The organism is Mycolicibacterium llatzerense, assembly GCF_000878195.1.
GTDB classification, from domain to species: domain Bacteria; phylum Actinomycetota; class Actinomycetes; order Mycobacteriales; family Mycobacteriaceae; genus Mycobacterium; species Mycobacterium llatzerense.
The window spans coordinates 26,731-38,019 of record NZ_JXST01000051.1 but is presented as its reverse complement, the minus strand read 5'-3'; the positions used below and the strand labels follow the sequence as shown (position 1 = coordinate 38,019).

Below are 11,289 nucleotides of genomic sequence, written 5' to 3'. Positions count from 1 at the left end.
CCGCTTGCCTTCATGCGAGGGCATCAAGGGTTCCACGACAGCCCAGAACTCGTCAGAAATCACATCCATCCGTGTCACCGATCAATCGTCGCCGATAACACCCTCACATTCGGGAGACACGCCCTAGCCGCCAACATCGATACATGGCGCTCGAAGAGATCTTCGCTGTCCACGATGGCCTTGCGACTGCACAGCAGTTACTCGCGACCATGACCGATCGGGCGCTCGCTCGCAGGATCCGGGCAGGAGAATTTTTCCGGGTGTGGCACGGCGTCTATTCCGCGCAAGCTCCGGACACCGAATGCCGCCTCCGCGCCTTGGACCTGTTGTCCGACGTCCCCATCGTCGCCTGCATGAACACCGCCGCGGCGATCTACGGCTTCGATACCGACCCAGACAACCGGACCCACATCTTGGATCCCGGTGTACGTATTCGCACCTCCCGAGATCTCATGGTGCACCAGCGAATTGGCGCTCCACTCAAGAAGATTGACGGCCGACTGGCCACCGCACCCGCGTGGACGGCAGTCGAAGTCGCTCGTACCCTGAAGCGTCCGCGGGTACTGGCGATCCTGGACGCCGCACTCCGCAGTGGCACCTGCAGTCAGGCGGAGATGCAGAACGCCCTTGAGGAGCAACGCGGCCGCCGTGGCGTGGTCAGCGTCCGCGAGTTGCTGCCCTTGGCCGACGCGCGAGCCGAGTCACCTATGGAATCGGAGATGCGGCTGGTATTCATCGATTGGGAGCTGCCCATCCCCGAATTGCAGTACGAGATACGCGATCTCCATGGCCAACTGTGGCGATTGGATTTCGCGTGGCCGGAATTCCGTGTGGCAGCCGAGTACGACAGCATGGAGTGGCACTCGAATCCCGTTGCAGTCAAGCATGATCGGATCAAGATGGCACGACTGCAGGAGATGAACTGGACCAGCGTTCCGGCCGTCGTCGACGATATCCGGAAATACCCGGTCGAGTTGTGTACGCGGATCAAGCGCCACTTCGACCGCGCTGCATGACCGAAACACTCGCGAGCAGACGTAAAACTGTCGTTTTCACGGCCCAAAACGACAGTTTTACGTCTGCTCGCGAGAGGAAGGTGACCGACCTACCCGAAGCGGCCGGAGATGTAGTCCTCGGTGGCTTTCTTGGACGGGTTCGAGAAGATCTTCTCGGTGTCGTCGATCTCGACCAGCATGCCGGGCTTACCGGTGGCTTCGAGGTTGAAGAACGCCGTCTGATCACTCACGCGCGCCGCCTGCTGCATGTTGTGCGTGACGATCACAATGGTGAAGTCCTGCTTCAGTTCTGAGATCAGGTCCTCGATGGCGAGCGTCGAGATCGGATCCAGCGCCGAGCAGGGCTCGTCCATCAGCAGCACATCGGGCTGCACCGCGATCGCGCGGGCGATGCAGAGCCGCTGCTGCTGACCGCCGGACAGGCCGCCGCCCGGCTTCTCGAGCCGGTCCTTGACCTCGTTCCACAGGTTGGCACCCTTGAGCGACCGTTCGGCGACCTCGTCGAGCGTCTTCTTGTTGCGCACACCCTGCAGCTTCAGCCCGGCCACCACGTTGTCGCGAATGGACATGGTGGGGAACGGGTTCGGGCGCTGGAACACCATGCCGATGGTCTTGCGGACGCCGACGGGGTCCACGCCCGCGGCGTAGATGTCGTCACCGTCGAGCAGCACCGATCCGGTGGCGCGTGCGCCCGGAATCACCTCATGCATACGGTTCAGGGTGCGCAGCACCGTGGACTTGCCACAGCCCGACGGCCCGATGAAGGCGGTGACGCTGCGCGGCTCCACCGACAGCGAGACGGACGCCACGGCGTGGAACGAGCCGTAGTAGATATTGAGATCCTTGAGATCAAGCCGTTTGGCCATTAACCCGCACTCCTGCTCAAACTTTTTTCGGGGCAAAGAACTTGGCGCACAACCGCGCTGCCACATTCAGCAGAGCGATCAGCAGCACCAGGGTCAGTGCCGCTCCCCACATCCGGTCGGTGGGGACCTCGTTGGCGCCCGCGCCGGCGCCGATCTGGTCGTACATCATGCCGGGCAGCGAGCCCATGAAGCCGCCGAACATGTCGAAGTTCATGGCCTGGGCGTAGCCCACCAGAACCAGCAACGGTGCCGTCTCGCCCATGACGCGAGCCAGGGACAGCATGACGCCCGTGAGGATGCCCGACAGCGCTGTCGGAATGACAATGCGCACAATGGTTTTCCACTTGGGAATGCCCAGTGCGTAACTGGCCTCGCGCAGATCCATCGGGACGATGCGCAGCATCTCCTCGGTGGACCGCACGATGACCGGGATCATCAGCAGCACCAGCGCCAGCGACACCGCGAAACCGGTGCGCTGGAAGCCGAGAGTGGCCACCCACAGCGCGTAGATGAACAGCGCGGCGACGATCGACGGAACACCGGTGAGGATGTCGACCATGAACGTGGTGAGCTTGCCCAGCTTGGTGCCGCCGCCGTACTCGACCAGGTACACCGCGACCAGCACGCCGATCGGGATGGAGATGACGGCGCACACGAGGGCCTGCAGCACGGTGCCGACGATCGCGTGGTAGACACCGCCGCCCTCCACGAACGCGGTCATGCCGGACTGCGAGTTGGTGAACCATTCCGCCGCCGTCAGGGCCTTATAACCCTTGGTGACAACGGAATACAGCACCCACACCAGCGGGATCAGCGCCAACAGCACCGACATGCTGACCAGCACCGTGGCCAGGTTGTCGACCACCTTGCGGCGCAGGCCGACCCCTTCGAAGGACTGGTGCTTGACCGGCCGATCCAGCATCGCGGCCATCTTGGCGTTCATTTCGCTCCCCTGCCGGCCACCGCGGCGCGTGCCGCGGAGTTCACCACGAAGGTGAGAATGAACAGCACCAGGCCGGCGGCGATGTAGGCGCCGGCCTTGAACTGGTCGTTGAATTCGCTTGCGGTGGCGGCGATCTTGCTGGCGAACGTGTAGCCGCCGTCGAACAGCGTCCAGCTGAACTGGGTCTGGGTACCGCGCAGGATGATCAGCAGCGCGATGGTCTCGCCGAGAGCGCGACCCAGGCCGAGCATGGCACCGCTGATGTAGCCCGACAGACCGAACGGCAGCACCGTGGTGCGGACGACTTCCCAGCGGGTGGCGCCCAGCGCCAGCGCGGCTTCGATCTGGCCGCGGGGTGTCTGGATGAAGACCTCGCGGGTCACGGCGGTGATGATCGGCAGGATCATCACCGCGAGCACGATGCCCGCGGTGAAGATGGTGCCGCCACCGGCGACCGAGGCGTTACCGGTCTTGAACAGGAACAGCCAGCCCAGATCCTTGTTGAGCCACAACGCAAACGGCTTGATCACCGGGGCCAGCACGTACAGGCCCCAGACGCCGTAGACGATCGATGGCACCGCAGCCAGCAGGTCCACCATGTACGACAGCGGACCGGCCATCTTGCGAGGGGCGTACTGCGTCACGAAGATCGCGATACCCAAGGCGACGGGCATTGCGATCAGCAGCGCGAACACCGACACGAAGACGGTGACCTGCAGCAGATCGAGGATGCCGAAGTGCATCGCCGAGGTGTCGGTGGTGACCCAGTTGCCGCCGAAGGTGAAGAAGTTCTCCTTGTTGCGGGCCAGCGCCGGGATGGCGCGCCACAGCAGGAAGACGCCGATGGCCGCGATGAGCGCGACGATCAGTACGCCGGAGCCCTCCGCGAGCAGGCGGAAAACCCGGTCGCCCAGGCGAACTTTCGAGCCCTTCAATGGGTCGAGAGACACCGGCGTCGGCTCCGGGACTGGTGCGGCGAGCGCCTCACCCGACCCCGCGTCGGCTGGATTCGGTGTTGTCACTGTCATCCTGTCAGGAACCTAACGGTCGTGGGCTCCGGTTCCATCCTCACCGGGATGGAACCGGAGCGCCAGCAGTACTGCTTAAGCGATTGCGTCGACCGACTGCAGCAGACGCGCCTTGAAGGCGTCGGGCAGCGGGATGTAGCCCGCCTTCGACAGGTTGGCCTGGCCCTGGTTGGCCGCGACCTTCAGGAACGACTTGACCGCAGCGGCGGTGTCGGCGTCGTAGCCCTTGGAGCAGACGACCTCGTAGGTGGCCAGCACCAGCGGGTAGGCGCCGGCTTCCTTGGTCGAGTACAGCGACTTCAGGTCGAGCGCCAGGTCGTTGCCGTCCTTGGCGAACTTGGCGGAGGCAATGGCCTTCTTGGCGTTGTCATCGGTCAGTTCGACTGCGCCGGAACCGGTGTCGATCTGCGCGAACGGCAGGCCCGCGGCCGCGGCCGGGCTCTTCTCGACGTAGCCGATGGCACCCGGGGTGGCCTGCACGGCCTGCACGACGCCGGCCGACTTCTGCGCGCCTTCACCGGCGCCGCCCTGGAATTCGCTGCCGGCGCCCTTCTTCCAGCTCTCCGGAGCCGCGGCGGCCAGGTACTTCTGGAAGTTGTCGGTGGTACCCGACGAGTCCGAGCGGTAGACCGGCTTGATGTCGGTGTCCGGCAGGGTGGTGCCGGCGTTCAGCGCGGCGATGGCCGGGTCGTTCCACTTCTTGATCTCGCCCTGGAAGATCTTGGCCAGCACGTCGGCGTTGACGACGAGCTTGCTCACGCCTTCGAGGTGGTAGGCCATGGCGACGGGGCCGAAGACCAGCGGCAGGTTCCACGCCGGGTTGCCGCCGCAGCGCTCGGCAGCCTTCTCGATCTGCTCCTTGGCCAGCGCCGAGTCGGAGCCGGCGAAGTCGACCTGCTTGGCGATGAACTGCTGGCGGCCGGCGCCCGAGCCGGTGCCGTTGTAGGACAGGGTCTTGCCCGAGCAGACCTGGCCCCAGGCCTTGTTGAACTCGGCGATCGCGTTCTGCTGTGCGGTCGAGCCCTCGGCGGTCAGCGCGTTCTTGCCGCCGCATTCCGCGGCGGAACCGCCGGTCGACGACGCGGTGCTGGACTTGTTGTCGTTGCCACACGCGGTCATGCCAACGGCAAGCGACGCGGCCGCTGCGGTGACGACGAGTGCTTTACCGATGATGGTGAACTTCACGGGTCCTCTTTCGGTGTCGGCCGATGGTCGGCTTCAAGGGTCGGCTTCCGACTCCCGCGCAACGTATGCGGCCGTGGTGGACGAATTCCTGATGCGAAATGAACACGGGGTGAACACGGTCAGCGACTTTTCAGCCAACTCGCTGTTTCAGCTAACGGTCGACGCTCCGGCGTACGCGACGTCAGCGCTGTAGAGCTCGAACCCGAGACGTTGATACGTCTTCACCGCCGCAGTGTTGTCTGCCTCGACATACAGCAGTACTGTCCCGTCGGTTCCCAAACGGTCGGCCAGATAGTGCAGCCCGGCCAGCGTCAGCAACGCACCGAGCCCGCGGCCCTGAGCGTCGGGGCCGACCCCGACGACGTACACCTCGCCGAGCCCTGAGCCCGGGTGAATCTTCGTCCAGTGGAAGCCGAGCAACCGTTCCCCGGCGAGATCCACGGCGTCATAGGCCAGGAACAACCCCGCCGGGTCGAACCACGACTCACCCCGGCGCTCGTCGACGTCAGCCTGCGTCCAGCCGCCTTGCTCGGGGTGCCAGTGGAACGCGGCGTTGTTGACGCGCAGCAGCTCCGTGTCGACCTCAGATCCGGGATAGGTGGTCAGCCGTACCCCGGGCGCATCGGACAGCGGCGGCAGCGCCGACAACGAGCGGCGCATCTGCCAGAGCTCGCGCACCGCCGTCAGGCCGAGTGCCGAGGCGGTCGCGCGCGCGGCATCGAGGTTGCCGTGCGCCCAGATTCGGGTGTCCGGGCCACCGGCGGCCAGGCCCGTGCGGATCAGGTCGCTGCCGATCCCGCGGCGCCGCGCCGGGACGGCGACAACGGCCTCGGCCATGTCCGGCGCAAGATTCAGATAGCCGACCAACTCACCGGCGTCATGGGCCAGCAGATGGCGGGTGCGGTCCAACGGCAGCTCCCGCAGCACCTGGTCCCCCACCGGGGCCACCCCGTCGGCGGCAGTCGCGGCCGCGACGAGTGCGCGGATGCCGGCCTGATGGTCAGCGCTCAGCGCGGTGTGCCAGGTCAGTTCCGTCACTGGGCGGGCAGGGTCTGGCGAACGTCAGGCCCGGTTTCGGCGTCGTCGGCGTCGTCCTCGTCTTCGACGTCGTCGACCGCCTCGGCGGCACCATTGGTGCGGCCGCGCGCGGGCCGCACGGCCTTGTAGCCGACGTTGCGGACCGTGCCGATCAGCGACTCGTAGTCGGGGCCGAGCTTGGCGCGCAGGCGCCGCACGTGCACGTCGACGGTGCGGGTGCCGCCGAAGAAGTCGTAGCCCCACACCTCCTGGAGCAGCTGGGCGCGGGTGAACACCCGGCCGGCATGCTGGGCCAGGTACTTCAGCAGCTCGAATTCCTTGTAGGTCAGGTCAAGGGGCTTGCCACGCAGCCGGGCTGTGTAGGTGCCCTCGTCGATGACCAGCTCACCGAGGGTGATCTTGCCGGCGCTCTGCTGGTCGGCGACGCCGTTGCGGCGTCCCACCAGCAGTCGCAGCCGGGCGTCGATCTCGGCGGGCCCGGTGCCGGGCAGCAGGATTTCGTCGATACCCCACTCGATGTTGACGGCCACCAGACCGCCTTCGTTGACCACCGCCACGACGGGTACGGACGCGCCGGTGCTACCCAGCAGACGACAGAGTCCGCGGGCGGCCGCGAGATCGGTGCGCGCGTCGACGATCGCCACGTCGGCGTTGCCGGCTTCCAGCAACGACGACACCTCGGTGGGTGCCGGCCGCACGTTGTGCGGCAACAGCGCCAACGCCGGAAGTACCGACTCCGGGTGCGGGTCGACGGTCAATAGCAGAAGATCCAACGGGTCCTCCAGTGCGTCCGGAGCCGCACCGGACCGTTCCCGGCGACGACGCTGTCGCGGTTCGATCCAGCTTGACTCCGGAGAATCATGGCTGACACATGGCCGTTACCGGCCAAGATCACCTAACGATAGCTTGCCACCTGCGATTTAGCGGCTTGGAACGGCCGGTCGCGGCACCGCGTGGCTGGGCGTACGCCAGAATGTCCGGATGCGCAAGGTGCTGACTCGGCTGCTGATCCCGGTGGCCGTGCTGATCCTCGCGGTCGTCGGCACCGATTTCGGGTTCGCGATCTTCGCCGAATACCGGATGGCCCGCAGCGTCCGGACCGCGGCGCACCTGCACTTCGATCCGTGGGTCGCGATCCTCGGGTTCCCGTTCGGACCGCAGGCCGCGCGCGGCGAGTACGACGAGGTGGAGATCAAGGCGGGCAGCGTCTCGCATCCCGTCGCCGGCAAGGTATCGCTGGAAGCCACCATGTACGACATGGTCTCGTCGCCGAAGTCCTGGCTGATCGGACCCGACGCCAAGCTCTCGGCGTCCAAGCTGGAGAGCCGCATCATCATCGACTCCACCCACGTCGGCCGCTTCATGGGTATCAAGGACCTGCTGGTGGAGGCCCCGCCGAACGAGACCGACGATGCGACCGGCGGCACCACTGAGTCCGGCATCTCCGACAGTCACGGGCTGGTGTTCACCGGCACCCCGACCGCCGCGGGCCTCGATAAGCGCGTCAGCGTCGCGGTGGATCTGTCGATCACCGGCGCCGACCACACCAACCTGGTGTTCACGGCCACCGAGGTGCTCACCGGCCCGGGTACCGCCGAGCGGCAGGTGCCCGACGACAAGAAGGCTGCGGTGTTCCGCGCCTTCTCCATCACGATGCCGGGGATGAAGCTGCCGTTCGGGCTGGCCCCGACCAGCGAGGGCGCGCGCGGCTCCGACGTCATCATCGAAGGCATCGCCACGGGAGTAACCGTGCCCCTGGATGGGTTCAGACAGTCATGAACTCCACCGTTCTGGTGCTGACGGTCCTGGTCGCCGCCCTCGGGATCGCGTACATCGTCGGCCGGCTGCTCACCCTGCGTGCCGGGCTGATGAAGGAAGTCCCGCCGGCCGAACCGTCCGCCGAAAACGACAACTCCGATCTCGGCCTGTCCACCACCGGCCCGACCGTCGTACATTTCAGCGCAACGTGGTGCGGACCGTGCGCGGCCGTCCGCCGCGTCGTCGACCAGGTGTGCGACGAGCTCGAGGTCGCGCACGTCGAGATCGACCTGGACGCCAATCCTGTTGCGGCCCGACGACTGTCGGTGCTCTCACTGCCGACGACGTTCATCTTCGACGCCTCGGGGCAGCAGCGGTACCGCACCGCGGGGGTCCCGAAATCCGCTGACCTGCGGGATGCCCTGCTACCGCTGTTGGCTTGAGCACCCCGTCGTTGGGTAAGCTGTCTGCCGTGTTGTCCCCCCGCGAGCTCCTGCTCACCAAGCGTCGCGCAGTTGATCTGTGCCGCGTTGCGGGTTGTTGCTGTTGTTGTTGTAGCTGCTGAGAGTCGCGCCGTCGTTTCGTGTTGCGCTCCGAGGAGCTTTCCGCGGCGGGCCGCGAATCAGACTCTGCGGCCGCCTCCGTTTACCAACAACAGGAGCTTTCCCATGTCAGACAATTCCATCGAAACCCCGCAGGTCGACGTGCGTGGACCCCGCTTCGCAGCCTGGGTCACCACCGGCGTGCTGATCGCTGCGCTGCTGGTATCGGCCGCGAGCCCGATCGCCGCAGCCGTGATTCTCGGCATTCAGGCCGTGGTGTTCGCGATCGGCGCGGTCGGCGGACCGCGCAAGCACCCGTACGGCCGCATCTTCGCCACCTTCATCGCGCCGCGGCTGGCACCGGTGACCGAGAAGGAACCGGCCGCGCCGCTGAAGTTCGCCCAGCTCGTCGGGCTGCTGTTCGCCATCGCCGGTACCGTCGGCTTCGCGACGGGCATCACCGCCCTCGGCCTGGGTGCCACCGCCTTCGCGCTGATCGCCGCATTCCTCAACGCCGCCTTCGGCATCTGCCTTGGCTGCCAGATCTACCCACTGGTGGCGCGACTGCGCCGCACGGCGATCCCCGCCACCTGACCCGCTAGAGCTCAAAAGCAACCGAAAGGAATTCGTACATGGCACGTTCCGACGTCCTGGTCTCGACCGAATGGGCCGAGAACAACCTCGACACCGCCGGCGTGGTGTTCGTCGAGGTCGACGAGAACACCAGCGCCTACGACGACGAGGGGCACATCCCCGGCGCCGTCAAGCTGGACTGGCGCGATGATCTGCAGGACTCGGTCAAGCGTGACTTCGTCGACCAGCAGCAGTTCTCGAAGCTGTTGTCCGACAAGGGCATCAGCAACGACGACACCGTCGTCCTGTACGGCGGCAACAACAACTGGTTCGCGGCCTACGCTTACTGGTACTTCAAGCTGTACGGCCATGGCGACGTCAAGCTGCTCGACGGCGGCCGCAAGCGCTGGGAGCTCGACGACCGGCCACTGGTCAAGGACGCGACCGTCCGCGCTGCCAAGTCGTACGAGGCCAAGCCGATCGACAACAGCATCCGCGCGTTCCGCGACGAGGTGATCGACGCGATCAACACCAAGAACCTGGTCGACGTGCGTTCCCCCGACGAGTTCTCCGGCAAGATTCTGGCTCCGGCTCACCTCCCGCAGGAGCAGAGCCAGCGCCCCGGCCACGTGCCGAGCGCCATCAACGTGCCGTGGAGCCGGGCCGCCAACGACGACGGCACCTTCAAGTCCGACGAGGAGCTGGCCAAGATTTACGCCGACGCCGGCCTCGACGGCGAGAAGGAGACCATCGCGTACTGCCGCATCGGTGAGCGTTCGTCGCACACCTGGTTCGTGCTGCAGGAATTGCTCGGCCACCGGAATGTAAAGAACTACGACGGCAGTTGGACCGAATACGGCTCCCTGGTGGGTGCCCCGATCGAGTTGGGAAACTGATATGTGCTCTGCACCCAAGCAAGGCCTGACGCTGCCGGCCAGCGTTGATCTGGAGAAGGAAACCGTCATCACCGGCCGCGTCGTCGACGGCTCGGGCCAGCCCGTCGGTGGCGCGTTCGTGCGGTTGCTGGACAGCACCGACGAGTTCACCGCCGAGGTCGTCGCATCGGCCACCGGTGACTTCCGGTTCTTCGCCGCCCCCGGCACCTGGACGCTGCGTGCACTGTCCAAGGTCGGCAACGGCGACGCCGTGGTGGCCCCGACCGGTGCCGGTATCCACGAGGTCGACGTCAAGGTCGCCTAGTTTCTTTGGCCGCGAGCGGCCGTATCGGTACCCGGACTTCATGCCCTGGTGTGCCGATGCGGCCGCTCGTCGCATTTCCCGGCCGGTGCGGCGCACGTCACACCGGCATCGCGAGTAACCTGTCTCCCCGTGGTGCTTTTCTTCGAGATCCTGCTGGTCGTGGCCTCGCTGGCCATCACCTGGTTTGCGCTCTACGCGCTGTACCGACTGATCACCGACGAGTTGTGACGTCCGCCCCGGACCCTGAAAACGGCCCGGGCGATCCGAGCTCCGAGCTCGGCGCACTGGCCAGTTCCGGCGACCGCGCCATCGCCGCGGCAGCCGATCGCGCCAAGGCCACGGCCGCGCGCAACGTGCCCGGGTTCGACGACCTGCCGCTGCCCGCCGATACCGCCAACCTGCGCGAAGGCGCGCACTTCAACGACGCCCTCCTGGCTCTGCTGCCGCTGGTCGGCGTCTGGCGCGGCGAGGGCGAAGGCCGCGATGCCGCCGGTGACTACCGGTTCGGCCAGCAGATCATCGTGTCGCACAACGGCAACGACTACCTCAACTGGGATGCCCGCTCCTGGCGGCTCGACGAGAACGGCGAATACGCCGGTCCGGGTCTGCGCGAGACGGGCTACTGGCGATTCGTGAACGACCCGACCGACCCGCACGGACAGGACGAGTCGCAGGCCATCGAGCTACTGCTGGCGCATTCGGCCGGCTACGTCGAGCTGTTCTACGGTGGCCCGCTGAACCAGGCCTCCTGGGAACTGGCGACCGATGCCCTGGCCCGCAGCAAGTCGGGCGTTCTGGTCGGCGGCGCGAAGCGGCTCTACGGAATCATCGAGAACGGCGACCTGGCCTACGTCGAAGAGCGCGTGGACGCCGACGGCGGCTTGACCCCGCACCTCTCCGCGCGCCTGGCACGTTTCGTCGGCTGACACTCCGGCGGCGCAGCCAGTTCACAGCCGACCCCGGACATGAGGCGACCCCCGAGCCAAGGTTCCTGGTTGGACAAGACCGGGAGGCTCGGGGGCCGGGTGGCTGCGGGATTTCGCGAGTGCGCTCGGACGAAATACCCGGCGCTACTAGCGGGCAGCCACCTCACATGTCCTCAAAGTTTCAATCAATTTGTCGGACCACCTCCTTCCCTGT

General features: G+C 66.2%; 15 protein-coding genes. 9 read left to right on the top strand and 6 right to left on the bottom strand.

Features of this window, described 5'->3' with window-relative positions; genetic code table 11:
- Positions 1-143: 143 nt before the first annotated feature.
- Complete coding sequence (locus TL10_RS26050; RefSeq protein WP_043987937.1) at positions 144-1,016, top strand: type IV toxin-antitoxin system AbiEi family antitoxin domain-containing protein; 873 nt, start codon at positions 144-146, stop codon at positions 1,014-1,016.
- 89 nt (positions 1,017-1,105) lie between these two features.
- Here the strand turns inward: TL10_RS26050 and pstB are convergent, their stop codons facing one another.
- The 6 genes from pstB to TL10_RS26020 form a co-directional block, all read right to left on the bottom strand.
- On the bottom strand, positions 1,106-1,882 hold the full coding sequence (gene pstB, locus TL10_RS26045) for a phosphate ABC transporter ATP-binding protein PstB (protein ID WP_043987936.1): 777 nt from the start codon (positions 1,880-1,882) through the stop codon (positions 1,106-1,108).
- 16 nt (positions 1,883-1,898) lie between these two features.
- Entirely contained in the window at positions 1,899-2,813 is a 915-nt protein-coding gene (pstA, locus tag TL10_RS26040; RefSeq protein ID WP_043987943.1) for a phosphate ABC transporter permease PstA, read from the bottom strand.
- A gap of 8 nt (positions 2,814-2,821) precedes the next feature.
- Positions 2,822-3,853: a phosphate ABC transporter permease subunit PstC gene (pstC, locus tag TL10_RS26035; RefSeq protein ID WP_043390413.1), complete on the bottom strand. Its 1,032-nt coding sequence runs from the start codon at positions 3,851-3,853 to the stop codon at positions 2,822-2,824.
- A gap of 75 nt (positions 3,854-3,928) precedes the next feature.
- On the bottom strand, positions 3,929-5,038 hold the full coding sequence (gene pstS, locus TL10_RS26030; RefSeq protein WP_043390410.1) for a phosphate ABC transporter substrate-binding protein PstS: 1,110 nt from the start codon (positions 5,036-5,038) through the stop codon (positions 3,929-3,931).
- Positions 5,039-5,185: 147 nt separating this feature from the next.
- Positions 5,186-6,076, bottom strand: a complete 891-nt coding sequence (gene mshD / locus TL10_RS26025; protein WP_043987935.1) for a mycothiol synthase — start codon at positions 6,074-6,076, stop codon at positions 5,186-5,188.
- A complete protein-coding gene (locus TL10_RS26020; protein WP_043987934.1) occupies positions 6,073-6,849 on the bottom strand; it encodes a winged helix-turn-helix transcriptional regulator in 777 nt (258 codons plus the stop codon). Before TL10_RS26020 ends, mshD begins: the two co-directional genes overlap by 4 nt.
- Positions 6,850-7,057: 208 nt before the next feature.
- On the opposite strand from TL10_RS26020, the gene lmeA reads away from it, so the two are divergent.
- The 8 genes from lmeA (at position 7,058) to TL10_RS25985 (ending at position 11,075) form a co-directional block, all read left to right on the top strand.
- Positions 7,058-7,855, top strand: coding sequence for a mannan chain length control protein LmeA (gene lmeA, locus TL10_RS26015; RefSeq protein WP_043987933.1), 798 nt, complete (start codon positions 7,058-7,060; stop codon positions 7,853-7,855).
- Positions 7,852-8,277, top strand: coding sequence for a thioredoxin family protein (locus TL10_RS26010; RefSeq protein ID WP_043987931.1), 426 nt, complete (start codon positions 7,852-7,854; stop codon positions 8,275-8,277). Before lmeA ends, TL10_RS26010 begins: the two co-directional genes overlap by 4 nt.
- A gap of 29 nt (positions 8,278-8,306) precedes the next feature.
- Complete coding sequence (locus TL10_RS32140; protein ID WP_366663813.1) at positions 8,307-8,399, top strand: Ms5788A family Cys-rich leader peptide; 93 nt, start codon at positions 8,307-8,309, stop codon at positions 8,397-8,399.
- A gap of 103 nt (positions 8,400-8,502) precedes the next feature.
- Positions 8,503-8,970 (top strand): DUF4395 domain-containing protein, encoded by a 468-nt coding sequence (locus TL10_RS26005; protein WP_043987929.1) that lies wholly within the window; start codon positions 8,503-8,505, stop codon positions 8,968-8,970.
- Between the two features lie 38 nt (positions 8,971-9,008).
- A complete protein-coding gene (locus tag TL10_RS26000; RefSeq protein ID WP_043987928.1) occupies positions 9,009-9,845 on the top strand; it encodes a sulfurtransferase in 837 nt (278 codons plus the stop codon).
- Position 9,846: 1 nt separating this feature from the next.
- On the top strand, positions 9,847-10,149 hold the full coding sequence (locus TL10_RS25995) for a DUF1416 domain-containing protein (protein ID WP_020098804.1): 303 nt from the start codon (positions 9,847-9,849) through the stop codon (positions 10,147-10,149).
- Between the two features lie 48 nt (positions 10,150-10,197).
- Entirely contained in the window at positions 10,198-10,377 is a 180-nt protein-coding gene (locus TL10_RS32135) for a hypothetical protein (RefSeq protein ID WP_413784720.1), read from the top strand.
- Between the two features lie 56 nt (positions 10,378-10,433).
- Positions 10,434-11,075, top strand: coding sequence for a heme-binding beta-barrel domain-containing protein (locus TL10_RS25985; protein ID WP_043390897.1), 642 nt, complete (start codon positions 10,434-10,436; stop codon positions 11,073-11,075).
- The last annotated feature ends 214 nt before the right edge of the window (positions 11,076-11,289 follow it).

Excerpts from the sequence above, each read along its gene's own strand:
- pstC (WP_043390413.1), bottom strand. The coding sequence starts at position 3,853 with ATGACAGTGACAACACCGAATCCAGCCGACGCGGGGTCGGGTGAGGCG.
- TL10_RS26005 (WP_043987929.1), top strand. The coding sequence starts at position 8,503 with ATGTCAGACAATTCCATCGAAACCCCGCAGGTCGACGTGCGTGGACCC.
- pstB (WP_043987936.1), bottom strand. The coding sequence starts at position 1,882 with ATGGCCAAACGGCTTGATCTCAAGGATCTCAATATCTACTACGGCTCG.
- TL10_RS26050 (WP_043987937.1), top strand. The coding sequence starts at position 144 with ATGGCGCTCGAAGAGATCTTCGCTGTCCACGATGGCCTTGCGACTGCA.
- TL10_RS25995 (WP_020098804.1), top strand. The coding sequence starts at position 9,847 with ATGTGCTCTGCACCCAAGCAAGGCCTGACGCTGCCGGCCAGCGTTGAT.
- lmeA (WP_043987933.1), top strand. The coding sequence starts at position 7,058 with ATGCGCAAGGTGCTGACTCGGCTGCTGATCCCGGTGGCCGTGCTGATC.
- TL10_RS26010 (WP_043987931.1), top strand. The coding sequence starts at position 7,852 with ATGAACTCCACCGTTCTGGTGCTGACGGTCCTGGTCGCCGCCCTCGGG.
- pstA (WP_043987943.1), bottom strand. The coding sequence starts at position 2,813 with ATGGCCGCGATGCTGGATCGGCCGGTCAAGCACCAGTCCTTCGAAGGG.
- TL10_RS26000 (WP_043987928.1), top strand. The coding sequence starts at position 9,009 with ATGGCACGTTCCGACGTCCTGGTCTCGACCGAATGGGCCGAGAACAAC.